Here is an 18,729-nt window from a genome sequence, read left to right as displayed (position 1 = left end):
TATGCTTATAATAAAAAAATATGCAGCAATCGATATTGGGTCTAATGCCGTAAGGTTACTTATTGCTAATATTATTGAAGAAGAAGGAAAACCTACTAAGTTTAAGAAGAGTTCATTAGTTCGTGTGCCTATTCGTTTGGGAGCCGATGTGTTTTTACAACAGAAAATTTCTGAACAAAATATAGAGCGCATGATCGATACCATGCACGCTTTTAAATTACTTATGAAATCTCATAAAGTTGAAAAATATAAAGCCTGTGCAACATCGGCTATGCGTGAAGCTAAAAACGGACCGCAAGTGGTGGAGCAAATTCTGCAACAATCAGATATTAATATCGATATTATAGAAGGTGACGAAGAAGCTGCAATTATTGCTGCAACCGATTTAAATGCTTACATCAATCCCGATAAAACATACTTGTATGTAGATGTTGGAGGTGGAAGTACCGAGTTTACAGTTATCGACCATGGAAAGACTGAAATATCGAGGTCTTTTAAAATTGGAACCGTACGCTTGTTAAACGATATGGTGAAGCGCGAAACTTGGAGTGAACTTGAAGCTTGGATTAAAGTAAATACTAAAAAATACGATAAAATAGACCTTATAGGTTCTGGAGGAAATATTAATAAAATATTTAAAGTTTCAGGAAAAGCTGTAGGGAAACCATTAACCTTCTTTTACTTAACGTCTTATTACAACATGCTACAGTCGTATTCTTACGATGAGCGTATAACCGAATTAGATTTAAATCAGGATCGTGCCGATGTTATTATTCCTGCAGCACGAATTTATTTATCTGCAATGAAATGGAGTGGCGCTAAAGATATTTACGTGCCTAAAATTGGGTTAAGTGATGGGATTATTAAGAGTTTATATTACGAAACGGTCTCAAGTAAGCAGTTGTTTTAACGGATAAATCTGCCGTTCATCTTTTTTTTCTTACAATTGTCTAAAATAATATCAAAGTGATTCTATAAATTTTAACTTAGCGTCAAAATCTATCAAATATGAAAAAAATTACTTTATTAGTTATAACCATACTTGCTACAACAACGAGTTTTGCCCAATTCGATCTGTTTGGTGTAAGAGCAGGGATTAATATGTCAAATTTAAATTACGAATCTAACGTACCTTCTGGTAATGCGCATAGAAATGGGTTTGTTGTTGGATTCACTGCACAATATGGTATTACCGAGAAATTCTCAATCGCTCCAGAAATTCAATATTCTGCTGAAGGCGCTAAAGATGAAGCATTAAGAATTGATTACCTTAATTTACCAGTATTCTTTAAATATACCATGTGGGAAAAAGTTTCAGTTGGATTAGGGCCTCAAATGGGACTTAAAATTCATGAATACGAAGACGGATTTAGAAACTTAGTATTTTCTGGTGTAGTCGGTGCTGAATATATCTTTTTAGACGACTTTTATGTCGATGTAAGATATGTTTACGGATTCTCTAATGTGTATGACGATGATCAGCCTTTAGAAGCTTCAAATCATAACATTCAAGTAGGTGTTGGAATAAAAATATTCTAAATCTATTAACAACATATTCTTTAAGAAAAGGTTCATGACTGTAAAATGTTGTGAACCTTTTTTATTGGTGTAAGGTTTAAGGTTACTCAATAAGGCTCCACATGCTTCTAGGATGTTCGAGCGGAGTCGAGAACAGTTTTTTTGTTGATATAAGTTTTAAGTTTAAGCCATGAGATAAGTAATATTCATTAAGATTTAAATATAGTGACTCGTTATTTAGTCAAAACATACGTTGAAGTTTAGTACGCATTATCTTCGTATTTCACTAAACTTCTCGACTCCGCTCGAAGACCGTTTAAATTCTCAAGATTTAATCTTTATATCGTCTTTTCCAAATTGTATGTGAAATATAGAGACTCCATACGTTTCTAGGATGTTCGAGCGGAGTCGAGAACAGTTTTTTTTTTGTATAAGGTTTAAAGTTTAAGCTATGAGATAAATAATATTCATTAAGATTTATATGTAGTGATATGTTATTTAGTCAAAACATACGTTGTAATTTAGCACGCACTATCTTTGTGTTTCGCTAAGCTTCTCGACTCCGCTCGAAGACCGTTTAACTTCTCAAGATTTAATCTTTATATCGTCTTTTCCAAATTGTATGTTGAAAATATGTAGAGACTCCATACGTTTCTAGGATGTTCGAGCGGAGTCGAGAACAGTTTTTTTTTTTGTATAAGGTTTAAAGTTTAAGCTATGAGATAAATAATATTCATTAAGATTTATATGTAGTGATATGTTATTTAGTCAAAACATACGTTGTAATTTAGCACGCACTATCTTTGTGTTTCGCTAAGCTTCTCGACTCCGCTCGAAGACCTTTTAAAATCTCCATGTTTAATCTTTATATCGTTCCTTTTCCTAAACTTGTAATGTCGGAAATTNTTAGAGTACTTCCATAACGTTTCCTTAGGACCTTAGGTTACGTAGGCCGGTAGTACGGAGTAACCACGGTTTTTTTTTTACGTATAAGGTTTAAAGTTTTAAGTACTTAGTTAGTAGACTAAATATAGTTACATTAAGATTTACTATTAGTAGTTAGTATATTGTTATTTAGTCAAAACATACGTTGTAATTTAGCACGCACTATCTTTGTGTTTCGCTAAGCTTCTCGACTCCGCTCGAAGACCGTTTAACTTCTCAAGATTTAATCTTTATATCGTCTTTTCCAAATTGTATGTGAAATATAGAGACTCCATACGTTTCTAGGATGTTCGAGCGGAGTCGAGAACAGTTTTTTTTTGTATAAGGTTTAAAGTTTAAGCTATGAGATAAATAATATTCATTAAGATTTATATGTAGTGATATGTTATTTAGTCAAAACATACGTTGTAATTTAGCACGCACTATCTTTGTGTTTCGCTAAGCTTCTCGACTCCGCTCGAAGACCTTTTAAAATCTCCATGTTTAATCTTTGAACATCTCATATCGATTACTTCTAAAATGTTGAAAACGCATATATTTCTATGGAGTTCGAGCGGAGTCGAGAACACAAAAATATTTAAACCGAACTGTTAGGCTGAGCTAGTCGAAGCCTACTCACTACTCACTACTCACTACTCACTACTCACTACTCACTACAAAAAACAACAAAGACCACCTTGCGGCAGCCTTCATTTTTATATAGAAATATAGTTTTAAAGTTTACTCACGAATGTGACCGTCTCCAAAAATATAATACTTATTTGTAACCAATTCTTTCAGTCCTAACGGACCTCTGTGGTGTAATTTATCTGTACTAATAGCAAGTTCTGCTCCTACACCCATTTTTCCACCATCGGTGAATCGGGTAGAGGCATTTTGATATACAGCTGCACAATCTACGTTTTCCATAAATTGAATAGCTTTCTCTTTGCTATTCGTCATAATTGTTGCTGAGTGTCCTCCAGAATAGATGTTTATTTTTTCGATGGCATCATCTAAAGAATCCACTGTACCAATACAACATTTTAAAGCGAGAAACTCTTCATGCCAAACGTCATCATTTGGAATAATAGGCTCGTCTTTAAGAATTTTTTGAGTTTCAGAATCTACTAAAAGCTCAACACCTTTAGCTTTTAAAATAGCTTCTAAATCTTTTAATTTAGCTTCGTAATCAGGAACATCTTTCGCAATTAGAATTTTATCCAAAGCATTACAAGCCGAAATTTTATCGGTTTTTGCGTTTAAAATTACCTTAATGGTTTTATCCCAATCGGCAGTTTTATCAACAAATAGGAAATTATTTCCTCGTCCGCTTACTAAAACAGCGCATCGTGCATGTTCCTTTACAAACTGAATTAAACGTTCCCCACCACGAGGTACGATTAAGTCTAATTTCTCTGAAGGATTTTTAAGGAAATCCTGCGTTTCCTGTCGGTTTAAGGTTAACAGCTGAATGTAACTATTATCCAAACCATTTTCGTTTAAGGCTCTATGCCAAAAATCGACTAATATTTTATTACTGTGAATTGCTTCTTTACCACCTTTTAAGAATATCTTATTGTTGGCTTTAAAAGCAAGCACAGCGGCTTCTATAGTCACATCTGGACGTGATTCGTATATAATCATTATCGTTCCAAATGGAGCTGTTTTATTGGTGATTTCTAAGCCGTCGTCTAATACGCGATGCGAAATTGTTTGTCCAATAGGGTCTTCTTGTTGCATAACTTCTCTTACCGAGGTAATCATGCTATCTATCTTTTTGTCATCTACGATTAACCGATCGTACATGGCTTGGTCGTCTTTACTAAATGCTTCTAAATCTTTCTTGTTCGCGCTTAAAAGTTCTGCTCTATTGGTATCCATTAAATTAATCATGGATTGTAAAACATTGTTTTTTAAGTCGGTCTTTAATAATTTCATCTGTGTTTTTTAAATTTCTACTTTTGTTCCTACAGCTTTACCATCGATAATATCGATAATGGTATTTTCGCTTTTTCCGTTGGCAATAATCGTAGGAATATTTTTTCTAGCTGATTGTTTGGCGTAGTTTAATTTCGATAACATACCACCTCGGCCTTCAGCTTCACCTTTAAGTCCATCATTTATAAAATGATTTACGTTTTCGTTAATACCCACTTCTTCAACTAAAGAAGAATCTTCGGCATCTGGATGTCCGTCATATAAACCGTCAATATCTGTTAGGATAATAAGTTTATCGGCATCAATCATTTCAGCAATTAAACACGCCAACTCATCATTATCCGAAAACATCGCGTGCGATAAAGAAACGGTATCATCTTCATTCGCAATCGGAATCACACCTTCAGATAATAAGTTCTCATAACAGTTTTGCATATTACGACGGTGTTCGCCTGGGTCGAAATCATTCTTCGTTGGCAAAACCTGTGCACATTTCATACCATAATCGTGAAAAATATTATAATACAAACGCATCATTCTTGGTTGTCCAATAGCAGAATACACTTGTCTCCTAGAAGCTTTGTCTTTAATGTCTGAATGTCCTAAAACTTCCATCCCTGCAATTACTGAACCCGAAGATACGAGTACGGTGATAATATCACGCTCGTAAAGTTCGGCAATTTGCTTTACCAGACGGTCTAGTACGGGTCTTACAATTCTATTATCTCTATTCGTCATTACGTTGGTTCCAACTTTAATGACAATACGTTGCTTGTATTTCTTATTTGTCTTTTCCAAGTTCTATAGCTCTATTAAAGGCGGCAAATGCAGCCTCTTTTATTAATTCATTTACATTATTATCGTCCATGCTATCTAAGGCAGCACGGGTAGTTCCTCCTTTTGATGCAACAAGTTCCATCCATCTGTTAGGAGAAATATCGTCTTGATTAAACAAGTCTACTGCACCAGTAAAGGTCTGGCTCACTAATACTTTAGATACATTTTCCGAGAAGCCCATTTGCAATGCGGCTTCCATCATACTTTGCATAAAGTAAAATACGTAAGCTGGTCCGCTTCCTGAAATTCCCGTAGAGGCATCGATAAAGTTTTCATTCTTTACTTGAATCGATTTTCCTGTTGTGTTTAATAAGTTTTCAATGGTTAACAGCTCGATTCTTGATACTTCCTCAGATGCGGTGTAGGACGTTAACCCTTTTCCTACTTTAGCAGGTAGATTAGGCATGGTACGTACAACTTTAGCTAAATCTAAAGCATCTTGAATGTGCTTAATAGTAACACCTGCCATTAAAGAGATTACAATCTGACCTTTAGTGACGATAGGTGCCATTTTGCCGAATAATTCATCAGCATGATACGGTTTTACCGCTAAAAAAATTAAGTCTGCTTGAGGGACGCAGTCTTTTGGGTCTTTGAAGACGTCGAAATGTGAGATTTTATTTAAACTCTCGATTTTCTCGTCGGAGCTGTCTAAAATCATGATGTTTCTTTTTTTAAGAAGCTTCGATTTAGACATCGCTTCGGCATAGGTTAACCCCATATTTCCCGCTCCAATTACTAATAATTTCATTACGTTATTTTTATGTTTAAATTAATGATAGGGACAAACTAATAAATTATATGGAATAGCAAAATCTGAACAGTTTAAAGCCTTTTTTGACCCCGTTTTTATGTTATTTATGATGTTTAGGTGCTTTTATTGTGAATTTTGTAATAGCCTATGGTTATAGTAGATATAAGTAAACTCTATTTTGAAGGGGTGAAATTTGTCTGGATTTACTTGAATTTGAGATGATGTGTTCGAGTGCGTTTTTATGCGTTTGAGATTATGAAATAAATTTATAATTACGTTAGGTGAATGTTTTGTTCATTTTTTTCATTGCTAAAAAAACGAACCAAAAAAATCTAGTCTGCACTTTCTTATTCACCCAACATCGTTTTACATCCTAAATAAAAAGAACTCGTCCGCTTAATGACGTACTCAAACAGCTTTTTATTTTACGGATGCTTCATCGGTTGGGTCCCGAAGTCGAAATTGAGGACGGTTTTATAGATTCGAGTGTGTTTTTATGCGTGTGGGATTCTGAAATAAATTCAGAATGACGCTAGGTTCATCATTTGTTTTTATGTTTGGGATTTCATGTTCTAAGTTGAAGGTGTCGTCATGCCGAACTTGATTCGGTATCTCATTCGAGTGTGGTTTTAAAGCGTGTGAGATTCTGAAATGAATTCTGAATGACAATTGGATGGGGGGTATTGTTTGTTCTTTACTTTTTTGCATTGCCCAAAAAAGTAACAAACCCTTCGACTAAGCTCAGGACAAGTAAGTCTAGGCTTACGAAACTTCATCTAAATGTTATGCTTGCATCCTAAATTTTAGGAACTCGCTTGAATCTCTCATCTTTTGAATATACCTATTGGTTAAAATACGTTTTCTATTTTTTAGCAAGATTTCCTTGCTCAAACAGCCTAAAATTTTGCGGATGCTTCACTGTACATTTTACGCTGATGTTTCGATAGGCCGTTGGGGTGTGGTTTTTCTTATTAATTTTACATTGCTTTGTTACTGATATCGTCATGCTGAACTTGATTCGGTATCTCATTGGAGTATGGTTTTAATGCGTGTGAGATTCTGAAATGAATTCAGAATGACGTTGGGAGGATGTTTGGTTTTTATGATTGTGAATTGTTCTTAGCTGAAAGTCTCGTCATGCCGAACTTGATTCGGTATCTCATTGGAGTGTGGTTTTAAAGCGTTTGAGATTCTGAAATGCATTCAGAATGACGTTGGAAGCGTGGTTTTTCTTGTTGATTTTATATAACTTCAATCTCTTTTTAGTTATGAGCTGTTAAAGTTTTAGGTTTCTAATACAAGATTTCGTCCATTCAACCATTCAACCATTCAACCAGCAACTAATACCAATTCATAATTTGTAATTCGCAAGCATTTATTATATTAGCGCAACTAAAATAAATCCATTGAATCCAGCCGACCAACCAGAATTACCTTGGTTATATACCATTTCACCTAAACGGAAATTAATCGATCTTAATTTTAAAGAGATTTGGCGATATAAAGATTTACTGTTTTTATTCGTTAAGCGTGATATTGTCACGGTATACAAGCAAACCATTTTGGGGCCATTATGGTATTTTATTCAACCCTTATTTACGTCTATAATCTTTACGGTTATTTTTAATAATTTGGCTGCCATCCCTGTAAAACCGGGTGTGCCTGCCTTTTTGTTTAACCTAGCTGGAATTACCGCCTGGAACTATTTTTCGGCCTGCCTAACAGGAACCAGCGATACGTTTACTAAAAACCAGTCCATTTTTGGAAAAGTCTATTTTCCACGAGTCATAATTCCTATGTCGATAGTGGTCTCTAATTTGGTGAAATTTGGTATTCAAATGCTCGTGTTTATTGGGTTTTATATCTATTTCACGGTGTTTACAGACAAAGCTTATGCTGCTAGACCAGAACTTAGTTTGTTGCTCTTACCGGTTCTTGTTCTCATTATGGGATTATTAGGCTTAGGTTTCGGGATGCTTATCTCATCAATGACTACAAAATATCGCGATTTAACCTTTTTAGTCGGTTTTGGGGTACAACTATTAATGTACGGCTCGGCAGTGATGTATCCGTTATCATATTTCGAAGAAAAATTACCGAGTATCTCTTGGCTTGTAGCATATAATCCCATGACTATTGTTATAGAAGCGTTTCGACATATTATGCTAGGCGTTGGAGAGATATCAAGTCTGCAAATTATATATATAGGCGCAGTAAGCGTATTGGTGTTTTTATTCGGACTGATCGTGTTTAATAGCACAGAGAAGAAGTTTATTGATACGGTTTAGGTTAGGGCTGGTGAATGGTTTATCGTTAATGGTGAATGGTGAATGGTGAATGGTGAATGGTGAATTGAGGAATCGTTAATGGTGAAAGGTGAATCGTGAATGGTTTATCGTGAATGGTTTATCGTGAATTGAGGAATCATGAATGGTGAATCGATAAATCGGTTTATCGTGAATTGAGGAAACGTGAATCGATAAAATGTGAATCGGAACATCATAAATTGGTAAACGTAAATCGTGAGTCGGGTTTATGAAGTTTAAAATTGGGTGATGAAACTAATGAATATTTTGAATTATGGATTATAAGGAACTAGATGTTTGGAAACGAAGTATGGATTTAGTGACTGTTATTTATAAATGGACATCAGATTTACCAGAATCAGAAAAATATGGTTTATGTTCACAAATTAGACGCGCTGCTGTATCTGTGCCTTCAAATATTGCAGAAGGAAGCGCTAGAAGAGGAGATAAAGAATTGTTGAATTTTCTTAATTACGCATTGGGTTCAGTGGCCGAGGTAGAAACACAATATTTAATTATACTAAGATTACAATTACTAGAAGAACATAAAGATTTGTACACCTTAATTATAAACGTAAAAAAACTTATTTTAGGATACAGAAATTATATTATTAAAAAATAAATTAAACAACTAACAACTAACAACTAACAACTAACAACTAACGACTAACGACTAACGACTAACGATTCACAACTAACGATTTACGACTAACAACTAACGACTCACAACTAACGATTCACGACTCACACTAAACACTACCAACTAATGACTATATTAAAAGCCGAAAATATAAGTAAACAATACCGTTTAGGGGTAATAGGTACCGGTACGATTAGTCACGATTTAAACCGTTGGTGGCACCACGTACGTGGTAAAGAGGATCCGTATTTAAAAATAGGGGAAGAGAACAACCGCAGTACCAAAGGCAGTAGCGATTATGCGTGGGCATTAAAAGATATTAATTTCGAAGTGCAACAAGGCGAGGTCCTAGGTATTATAGGTAAGAATGGTGCAGGGAAATCGACGCTTTTAAAAATATTATCTCGTGTAACGAGTCCGACTACGGGCGAGATTAAAACCCGCGGCCGTATAGCCAGTTTGCTAGAAGTAGGAACGGGGTTTCATCCCGAATTAACAGGGCGTGAAAACATCTATTTAAACGGTGCCATTCTCGGGATGACCAAGGCTGAAATTAAAGCCAAGGAATCTGAGATTATCGCATTTAGCGGTTGCGAACGGTATGTCGATACCCCTGTAAAACGTTATAGTTCAGGGATGCGTGTGCGTTTAGCTTTTGCTGTAGCTGCTTTTTTAGAACCCGATATTTTAGTGATTGACGAGGTATTGGCGGTAGGTGATGCCGAGTTCCAGAAGAAAGCCATTGGTAAAATGCAGGACATAAGTAAAAGCGATGGCCGTACCGTGTTGTTTGTAAGTCATAATATGGCAGCTGTGAAGAATTTGTGTACACGTGCTATTGTTTTAGAGCATGGGATGACTGTGTTTGAAGGTGGGGTTGATGAGGCTGTAGATTTTTATTTAAAATCAGGAAATTTAATAGTTAATAATGTTAGAACGTTTAATGATGTAATTCAAAAAGGTGTGTTTGAACTTTTAGAAATAGGATTGCGAAATGCTAATAGAGAAAATGAAGCTGTTATTGTAGAATCTGAAGAAATTGTATTAGAAACAATATTAAAAATTGAAAAAGATTCTGAGAAATATCATGTTACTTATCATTTAATAAATGATGAAGGAGATGCTTTATTTAGTTTCCATCATTTAAAATCCGAAGTAAAATTAAAAACAGGGAAAAATCATTTAAAGACTTTAATCCCAGCATATTTTTTTAATCCAGGAACGTTCTTTTTAAAGTTTTTTTTAGTTAAAGATGGTAAACGTGCTGTATGGGTTGAAGACAACGTAATAAGTTTTACAATAATAAATGGGAGTTTGGAAATTGGAAGTTATATGGGTAAGGAGCCAGGTTATATTAAACCAATGTTTGAATGGGAAAACTTATAATTTGATAATTAAATGATAAACGTCACTAAAACATTTTTACCACCCCAAGAAGAGTATCAAGCGATTTTGAAATGTGCTTGGGAAACGGGGTGGATGACTAATCGAGGTGTTTTAGTTAGAGAACTTGAAGCTCAATTGCAATCTCATTTAGGGGTTACTAACCTTATTGCCATGACAAATGGTACTTTACCTTTACAAATAGCTATAAAAGCTTTAGGTTTAAAAGGCGAAATTATTACGACTCCATTTAGTTACGTGGCTACTACTAGTAGTATTGTTTGGGAAGGTTGTACACCTGTTTTTGTCGATATTCATCCAGAATATTTAACAATTGACGAAACCAAGATTGAAGCAGCAATTACACCTAATACATCAGCAATATTAGCAACTCACGTTTTTGGAAATCCATGTAATATAGAAGCTATCCAAATCATTGCAGATAAATATAATCTGAAAGTAATTTACGATGCAGCACATTGTTTTGGAGTAACATATAAAGGGAAATCTATTTTTGAATATGGTGATGTAAGTACGTGCAGTTTTCATGCTACTAAGTTATTTCATACAGGAGAAGGTGGGGCCTTATTTTGTAAACCAGAGTTTTATGACGATATGTTTTATCACCATAATTTTGGACATGATGGAGCTGAAGCATTTCATGGTTTAGGTATTAATGCTAAAATGAGTGAGCCACAGGCAGCAATGGGACTAGCTGTATTTTCTCATATAACTGAAATAATGAGTACTCGTAGTCGTGCAGTTAAACTGTATGATGAAATATTGAAAGAGACTTCTTTTCAAAGGTTAAAAATTAGAGAAGGTACTTTATGGAATAATAGTTATTATCCTATAATTTTTAATTCTGAGAGTGAGTTACTACAAGTTCAAAGAAAAATGAATACGAATCATATATATCCTAGACGTTATTTTTATCCAAGTTTAAATTGTTTACCCTATATTGAAAATGTGGATTGTAAAATTACAGAGAGTATAAGTTCACGGATATTATGTTTGCCATTGTGGGCAGGTATGGAAAATAAAATAATTAATCAAATTTCTAAATTTTTAATATGAATTCTTTTTATTCAATAGATGAGCTGAAAAAGTTGGGAGTCAAATCCTTTGGAACAGATGTCTATATCAGTAGGTTCGCTAGGCTTTATAATCCAGGAGATTTAGTGATAGGGAGTCATGTTCGAATTGATGATTTTTGTATATTATCTGGGAAAATAACATTAGGTTCTCATATACATATTTCTGCCTATTGTGCATTATATGGAAAATATGGTATTGTAATGAAAGATTTTTCAGGGCTTTCACCTCGATGTACCTTGTTTTCAGCTTCAGATGATTTTAATGGGGATTATTTAATGAGTCCGATGTCTAAGCCAATTCATAATCATATTATTTCAGGAGAAATATTTTTAGAAAAATATTCACAAATTGGAGCTAACTCAACGATACTTCCTAATGTAGTTGTTAGTGAAGGTGCGGTAACTGGAGCAATGAGTTTAGTAACAAAAATTTAGAAGCTTGGTCTGTTAATGTAGGGGTTCCTGTAAAAAAATTAAATCAAGGAAGAAGGGACTATTAAAATTTGTCGATGATTATTAGACCCAATATTATGGTATCTGTTTGTATGATTACTTATGGACATGAAGATTACATTAAGCAAGCTATTGAAGGTGTTTTAATGCAAGAGTGTGATTTTGAAGTAGAGTTACTAATAGCAGATGACTGTTCTCCAGACTGTACTCAAACAATTGTAGAAGAAATTAAACGTACTCATAAGAATGCTCATTGGATACGTTATGTAAAGCATCAACCAAATAAAGGTATGATTCCAAATTTTGTTTGGGCATTACAAGAGTGTAGAGGAAAATATATTGCTTTGTGTGAAGGAGATGATTATTGGACAGACGTTTTAAAACTGCAAAAACAGGTTGGTTTTATGGAGGGGAATAGTGATTTCTCTGCAATAGCGTCTAATTCTTTGATAAAATATGAAGGTAATAATAAAGCAAGTCATAATTTTAAAAAGAATATTAAAGATACTTTAGTTACCAATGATTTTTTAGAAGGGCGACATTTTCACACAGCTACTTATATGTTTAAGAAAGAGTTATTTAAATCAGATTTCCCAACAAATATATTATCTGGAGATAGAACTTTATTTTTGTTGATTTCATGTTTTGGAAAAACTAAAATGATACCGGAAATAACTGCTGTTTATAGAAAAAATGAGGGAGGGATTTCTAACAATGTCATTTCGGAACAAATGATGAGGGATTTTAATTTGCTCCCATTTATAAAAAAATATAGCAATAATAAAATTTCTTTTGATAAATTAAAAGCATTTATAGCGTTAACAGTGATCTCGTATTCCCATTCGATAGAAAAAAAGCATTTTTTACAAGCTTCCTTAGCATTGATTTTATCAAACTTTAAGCAGCAAACTAATTTAAAAAATGGTATTAAGTCAGTTTATAAGAATTTAAGTATCGTTAAAAAATATTATTATAAGGTAAAATGATTGACACATCATTTATAATCATAGTCACTTACAATGGCATGCCATGGCTAGATACATGCTTAAAAAGTTGTGTAGACTATCCCGTTGTGGTTGTAGATAATGGGTCTACAGATGAGACGGTAGATTATATTAATAAACACTTTCCAAAAATAATTGTCTTGCCACAAACTGAAAACAAAGGCTTTGGTCAGGCGAATAATATAGGTATTCGGTATGCTTTAGATCAAGGCGCTGAACAAGTGTTTTTGTTAAACCAAGATGCCTATTTGGTGAGTAATGTATTGGATAAGCTAGTTCAATTTCAAAACATGCATCAGGAGTATGGCATTTTAAGTCCTGTACATATTACAGCAGATGAAAAACGGTTAGACTATAATTTTTCTGGCTATATGCTTCGTGATAGATCTAATCCATTTTATTCAGACTTTGTGTTAGGAAATACTTTAGCAGCTGTTTATCCTGTATCGTTTGTAAATGCGGCGGCTTGGTTAATTTCTAAACACTGCTTAGAAACTGTAGGAGGGTTTGATCCTTTGTTTTTTCATTATGGAGAAGATGATAATTACTGCCAACGTGTGTTGTTCCATGGGTTAAAAATTGGTGTCGTTCCAAAGGGGTATGTAATTCACGATAGAGCAGATCGGGTGCGGTCTAAAGTTACAGAGTTTAGTGAGCATTATTACTCTAAAACGTTACGAATATTCAAATTAAAACATTCTAATTTACTAAACACGGACAAGCACGAAAAACAAATATCGCAGTTGAAAAAAGATATTTTAAAATTAAAACTTCAAGGTAAGTTCAAAAGGGCAGCTCAACACCAAAAAACTTTAATGTTAATGTTAGCAGCTAGTCCAGATATTATGAGGAGTCGTGAAATAAATATCCAAAAAGGGAAGCATTATTTGTATTAGGAATGAAAACTTCTCGTCCTTCAACTCTGCTCAGTGCGAGATTTAAAAGAGTTAGCCCGTTTTATTGAAGCTCCAATTAAGATTCTTACTATACAGTTAAAAGGGGGTCTACACAAAGCTCCTTTGTATTAAATGCCGTCGTTTTTTTAGAAAATTGGAGAGTGTTATCAATCTACGTAGTCCTACGTATTTTTAGGTTAAGACTTTTAGATGCTGTTTGAAATTAGTATCTTAGGTATAATAACTTGAATTTTAGTTATTTATAATATTTAAAAACGTATAGGACGATGAAGACGACAAAAGCAAACACACCAACAGCCCTAAACAAAGACCTACATTTTGATTCCGAATTTTATAAAAATGAAGAATGGTTAACAATCGATGCCACCATGAAACATTTAAATGTAAGCAGGAGTACCATCTATCGCTTACGTAAACTAGGCATGATTCCCAGTTTCAAATTAGGCGGGGTACTGTTGTTTCCTAAAAGTTTTTTAAATCAGTTACTGTTACATGGTTCTAAGCGTAACTTAAAAATAGATTAAGGATTGCACTGTACCGTATACCTCAAAAAAAAAGTATATACCCCTCTTGCAACCCATCAAAATAGATTTTAGGATTGTAGGACGTGGCGATTATACTTAATACGGCATCCGCTTGCTCGTGTAATAACTGTACTTTAAAAAAGCACATATTTCTGTACCAGATTACGGATACAAAAATATGCGCTTTGTCAAGAGGTCCCGGTGTAAGCTTACAGTATGGTAGCCATACCCATGTACGTGCTTATCGCCGCTTGGTGGGTTCCAGGTTTGTTAAACGAAGCCCAGACTTCCACTTCAAAACCCGCCATAAACGGTGGTAAGGTTACACTAGCAGCAGTTGCATCTCGGGTATCTACTGCTAAATTGGTGTAAAACGTGTTTAGGTCTGGTGCATACGCCACCACCATAAACTCATCAAAAGCTGTGGCATTACCTTGCCCACTGTTATCCACCCAAGTAAAATTAAGTGTCTGCCCCGCCGCCGCTGTCATGGCGCCATTGTCTATACCTCGTAAATCGCCTTTACTAATAAGCACTTTAGTATAGTCCATAGCATACCCCAAACCCGAGGCAATAACAGCTTCCCGTAAGTGGTACGAAGCCGCCAAATTATACCGCGATTTATCGCCTTGTTTATTCCCAAAATACATGTTTACTACAGATAATATGGGAGTTAAAAACGAAATCACCGTCTTAAACTTTTTACGCTGTTCCTCCTGCTTAGCAGTTGGTGTATAATTACCCCGTTGAGGTAAACTGCGCATTACATCTTTTCCTCGCCATCGCGAGCCTACTACGTTGCCTACTTTGCCGGAGAATCCGCCTAGTATGCCTTTTTCGAAAATTGCCATATCGTTATGGTTTTAGAGTTAATAGATGACTAATGTAAAAGCTATTTATTTAAAAATCAATGTGTTGAATGGTATTGGCAGCTGTAGGGATATATTGATAGGCATTGAATGGTTTTGATACACGCTGACACAAATTGACACATGTTGAAACACGCTGAACGGTTGTGAAACCTTCTGAACGTTCTTGAAACAGATTCTTGGTCAGATAAGGGTTTTGTTCGAGTCTTGTTCGGGCTTTGTTCGATACCGCTTCGGGTGTATTTTTCGAAAATAGACCGTTTTGCGAACCAGATGCGAAACTGACTCTAAGGGGGGTAATGAATTATGAATGGGTTTTAAAGGTTTTTCGATAGGCCGTTAGAGTGCGATTTAAAAGTGTGTGGGATTCTGAAATGAATTCAGAATGACGATTGATTGGGGGTATTGTTTGTTCTTTACTTTTTTGCATTGCCCAAAAAAGTAACAAAAAAGTCTAGGCTTACGAAACTTCATCTAAATGTTATGCTTGCATCCTAAATTTTATGAACTCGCTTGAATATCTTATCTTTTTAAGTATACCAATTGGTTAAAATACGTTTTCTATTATTTAGCAAGATTTCCTTGCTCATACAGCCTAAAATTTTGCGAATGCTTCACTGTACATTTTACGCTGATGTTTCGATAGACCGTTGGGGTGTGGTTTTTCTTATTGACTTTATATTACTTTGTTACTGATATCATCATGCCGAACTGGATTTGGTATCTCATAGGAGTGTGATTTAAAAACGAGTGGGAGTCTGAAATGAATTTAGAATGACGATTGATTGGGGGTATTGTTTGTTCTTTACTTTTTTGCATTGCCTAAAAAAGTAACAAACCCTTCGACTAAGCTCAGGACAAGTAAAGTCTAGGCTTACGAAACTTCATCTAAATGTTATGCTTGCATCCTAAATTTTATGAACTCGCTTGAATATCTTATCTTTTTAAGTATACCAATTGGTTAAAATACGTTTTCTATTATTTAGCAAGATTTCCTTGCTCATACAGCCTAAAATTTTGCGAATGCTTCACTGTACATTTTACGCTGATGTTTCGATAGGCCGTTGGGGTGTGGTTTTTCTTATTGACTTTATATTACTTTGTTACTGATATCGTCATGCCGAACTGGATTTGGTATCTCATAGGAGTGTGATTTAAAAACGAGTGGGAGTCTGAAATGCATTTAGAATGACGATTGATTGGGGGTATTGTTTGTTCTTTACTTTTTTGCATTGCCCAAAAAAGTAACAAACCCTTCGACTAAGCTCAGGACAAAGTAAATCGAGGCTTACGAAACTTCATCTAAATGTTATGCTTGCATCCTAAATTTTATGAACTCGCTTGAATATCTTATCTTTTTAAATATACCAATTGGTTAAAATACGTTTTCTATTATTTAGCAAGATTTCCTTGCTCAAACAGCCTAAAATTTTGCGGATGCTTCACTGTACATTTTACGCTGATGTTTCGATAGGCCGTTGGGGTGTGGTTTTTCTTATTGACTTTACATTGCTTTGTTACTGATATCATCATGCCGAACTGGATTCGGTATCTCATTGGAGTGTGATTTAAAAGCGAGTGGGAGTCTGAAATAATTCAGAATCACGATGGAGTTCCATAGGCTAAGCTCGTCGAAGCCTAACAACTAACAACTAACAACTAACAACTAACAACTAATAATCCACAAAAATCCTTATATTAGCTTTTTGATAGAAAACCAGCAACCAACAACCAACAACCATGCCTACAACACCTCTGGTGTCTATAATAATCCCCACCTACAACCGTGCCCATTTAATAGGGGAAACCCTAGACTCTGTCTTGGCACAAACCTACCAAAACTGGGAATGTATTGTGGTAGACGATGGGAGTACCGATGGCACCGACCAGCTCATGGAAGAGTATTGCACTAAAGATTCCCGCTTTCAATACCACCTCCGTCCCGCAGACCGGTTAGCTGGTGGTAATGGGGCTCGGAATTATGGATTTGAGGTAAGTAAGGGGGATTATGTGCAGTGGTTTGATAGCGATGATCTTTTTGTTGTTGATGCTATAAAAATAAAGGTTGAAGCTATATGTTTAAATGGTGAAGTTTATGATTATGCCTTATGTGGCTTTGAAACTTTTGGTGGGGAAGACTATTATCTAAGAACGTATAATTTAGATACTTTAGAAAATATAACTCATTTTTTCTTAGAAGAAGGAATTGTATTGAATACGCCTTGTATTATGTATTCACGAAAAATAATAAAAGATATAACCTTTAATGAGAGTTTAACAAGAACTCAAGATTTAGATTTTGTATTTAGAGTTTTAAAGCAGAACGGATTAAAGGGCGTAAATATTGATAAGGTTTTATTAAGAACTAGAATGCATAGACAAACTATAACACATAAGTTTAAAGAAAGTGCTAATAAAGATGTAGTCTCTGAGTTATCTGTTTGGAAGCAAATCTATAGCTATTTATTAAAGGAGAGTGATAAAAAAAACAGTAATATTGCTTTGGAGAAATGCTTGAAAAACATAAAAAAGCTATTATTAAATAAAGAAGTAAGTTTGTTTTTTAAAGAATTAAACAGTTTAGAATCGTTAAATTTTTTATTAAAATTAAAATTAAATGGTGTTGGTTTTACATATTACTTTTTTAATAAAGGAGGAGCATTTTACAATAGGGAGATGAATAGTTATTTTAAAAATAATGTATGAATAATGAAAAAGTATCTATAATTGTACCTTGTTATAAACAAGCACATTTTCTAGACGAAACCTTAGAATCTGTTTTACTACAAACCTATACTAATTGGGAATGTATTATTGTTAATGATGGTAGCCCAGACCATACTGAAGATGTCGCTAAAGTATGGTTAACACGAGATCCAAGATTTAGTTATATCAAGAAAGAGAATGGGGGATTACCTAGTGCTAGAAATACAGGTGTGAAAAATTGTAAAGGGAATATTATTTTGGCTCTAGATTCTGATGATGTTTTGCATATAGATTTTTTAATAAAATTAGTTCCTGTTTTATTAAATGATAGTTCATTAGGTATTGTTTCTTGTTACAGGAAATTTTTTAAATATGATAAAACTAAAACTTTTAAAAATTTTACGGAATCAGGAAGTGATTATAAGGATATAATGTATGGAAATAGATTAATGCCTTCTTCCATTTATAGAAAAGAATGTTGGGAAGAAGTTGGTGGATATGACGAAAAGATGATAAAAGGATTTGAGGATTGGGAATTTTGGGTCAATATCACAAAGAGAGGATGGAAATTTACTTTTGTTGAAGAATTTCTGTTTTATTATAGAAGAACTGAAACATCAATGTTATTAGATACTATGGAGAATCATGAAGAATCCAATATATCGTATATTTTTAATAAACATAAAGAGATCTATATAGAAAATTACAGTCAAACTTTAGATTTTTTATTAAGTAAAACAGTAACATATAGATCAAGTCAAAAAAGATTGAAATCATCAAAGGAGTACCTTATTGGAAAAATATTTATGAAACCATTTAAAGTCGTTAAAAAACTATTTAAATAATTTAAGTAGAG

Annotated in this window: 16 protein-coding genes; 12 read left to right on the top strand and 4 right to left on the bottom strand. The window is 34.3% G+C overall.

The genetic code is table 11. The annotated features are described in order from the left end of the window. Position 1: 1 nt before the first annotated feature. Positions 2–910, top strand: a complete 909-nt coding sequence (locus tag BN863_RS11620) for a Ppx/GppA phosphatase family protein (protein WP_038530755.1) — start codon at positions 2–4, stop codon at positions 908–910. A gap of 98 nt (positions 911–1,008) precedes the next feature. Further along, on the top strand, positions 1,009–1,539 hold the full coding sequence (locus tag BN863_RS11615) for a porin family protein (protein ID WP_038530753.1): 531 nt from the start codon (positions 1,009–1,011) through the stop codon (positions 1,537–1,539). A gap of 1,644 nt (positions 1,540–3,183) precedes the next feature. Here the strand turns inward: BN863_RS11615 and BN863_RS11610 are convergent. The 3 genes from BN863_RS11610 to proC are packed head-to-tail and all read right to left on the bottom strand — an operon-like array spanning position 3,184 to position 5,971. Next, a complete protein-coding gene (locus BN863_RS11610) occupies positions 3,184–4,383 on the bottom strand; it encodes a glutamate-5-semialdehyde dehydrogenase (protein WP_038530751.1) in 1,200 nt (399 codons plus the stop codon). A 9-nt stretch (positions 4,384–4,392) separates the two neighbouring features. Then, entirely contained in the window at positions 4,393–5,121 is a 729-nt protein-coding gene (gene proB / locus BN863_RS11605) for a glutamate 5-kinase (RefSeq protein ID WP_051774965.1), read from the bottom strand. Positions 5,122–5,164: 43 nt separating this feature from the next. Beyond that, on the bottom strand, positions 5,165–5,971 hold the full coding sequence (gene proC / locus BN863_RS11600) for a pyrroline-5-carboxylate reductase (protein ID WP_038530748.1): 807 nt from the start codon (positions 5,969–5,971) through the stop codon (positions 5,165–5,167). A 1,400-nt stretch (positions 5,972–7,371) separates the two neighbouring features. On the opposite strand from proC, the gene BN863_RS11595 reads away from it, so the two are divergent. From BN863_RS11595 to BN863_RS11560, 8 genes are all read left to right on the top strand, one after another. Then, on the top strand, positions 7,372–8,262 hold the full coding sequence (locus BN863_RS11595; protein WP_394331999.1) for an ABC transporter permease: 891 nt from the start codon (positions 7,372–7,374) through the stop codon (positions 8,260–8,262). A 292-nt stretch (positions 8,263–8,554) separates the two neighbouring features. Further along, positions 8,555–8,902: a four helix bundle protein gene (locus BN863_RS11590; protein ID WP_038530742.1), complete on the top strand. Its 348-nt coding sequence runs from the start codon at positions 8,555–8,557 to the stop codon at positions 8,900–8,902. Positions 8,903–9,046: 144 nt separating this feature from the next. Then, positions 9,047–10,306 carry an ABC transporter ATP-binding protein gene (locus BN863_RS11585; RefSeq protein WP_038530740.1) on the top strand — a complete coding sequence of 420 codons (1,260 nt, stop codon included), beginning with the start codon at positions 9,047–9,049 and terminating at the stop codon, positions 10,304–10,306. A gap of 12 nt (positions 10,307–10,318) precedes the next feature. Next, positions 10,319–11,380, top strand: a complete 1,062-nt coding sequence (locus tag BN863_RS11580; RefSeq protein WP_038530738.1) for a DegT/DnrJ/EryC1/StrS family aminotransferase — start codon at positions 10,319–10,321, stop codon at positions 11,378–11,380. A 32-nt stretch (positions 11,381–11,412) separates the two neighbouring features. Continuing rightward, positions 11,413–11,835, top strand: a complete 423-nt coding sequence (locus BN863_RS11575) for an acyltransferase (protein WP_197539159.1) — start codon at positions 11,413–11,415, stop codon at positions 11,833–11,835. Positions 11,836–11,909: 74 nt separating this feature from the next. Continuing rightward, a complete protein-coding gene (locus BN863_RS11570) occupies positions 11,910–12,839 on the top strand; it encodes a glycosyltransferase (RefSeq protein ID WP_084817532.1) in 930 nt (309 codons plus the stop codon). Further along, positions 12,836–13,753: a glycosyltransferase family 2 protein gene (locus BN863_RS11565; protein WP_038530737.1), complete on the top strand. Its 918-nt coding sequence runs from the start codon at positions 12,836–12,838 to the stop codon at positions 13,751–13,753. Before BN863_RS11570 ends, BN863_RS11565 begins: the two co-directional genes overlap by 4 nt. A 287-nt stretch (positions 13,754–14,040) precedes the next feature. Then, positions 14,041–14,298, top strand: a complete 258-nt coding sequence (locus BN863_RS11560; RefSeq protein ID WP_038530735.1) for a helix-turn-helix domain-containing protein — start codon at positions 14,041–14,043, stop codon at positions 14,296–14,298. A 209-nt stretch (positions 14,299–14,507) separates the two neighbouring features. On the opposite strand, the gene BN863_RS18060 is transcribed toward BN863_RS11560, so the two are convergent. Next, on the bottom strand, positions 14,508–15,149 hold the full coding sequence (locus BN863_RS18060; protein ID WP_051774733.1) for a DUF6266 family protein: 642 nt from the start codon (positions 15,147–15,149) through the stop codon (positions 14,508–14,510). 1,758 nt (positions 15,150–16,907) lie between these two features. Here BN863_RS18060 and BN863_RS18055 point away from each other — a divergent pair. Then, entirely contained in the window at positions 16,908–17,873 is a 966-nt protein-coding gene (locus tag BN863_RS18055) for a glycosyltransferase family 2 protein (RefSeq protein WP_051774729.1), read from the top strand. Next, on the top strand, positions 17,870–18,718 hold the full coding sequence (locus BN863_RS11545; protein ID WP_038530731.1) for a glycosyltransferase family 2 protein: 849 nt from the start codon (positions 17,870–17,872) through the stop codon (positions 18,716–18,718). The genes BN863_RS18055 and BN863_RS11545 overlap by 4 nt, the downstream gene beginning before the upstream one ends. Positions 18,719–18,729: the final 11 nt, after the last annotated feature.

The organism is Formosa agariphila KMM 3901 (genome assembly GCF_000723205.1).
GTDB classification, from domain to species: Bacteria; Bacteroidota; Bacteroidia; order Flavobacteriales; family Flavobacteriaceae; genus Formosa; species Formosa agariphila.
The sequence above is the reverse complement of the archived record's forward strand: the minus strand, read 5'-3'. Positions and strand labels throughout refer to the sequence as shown.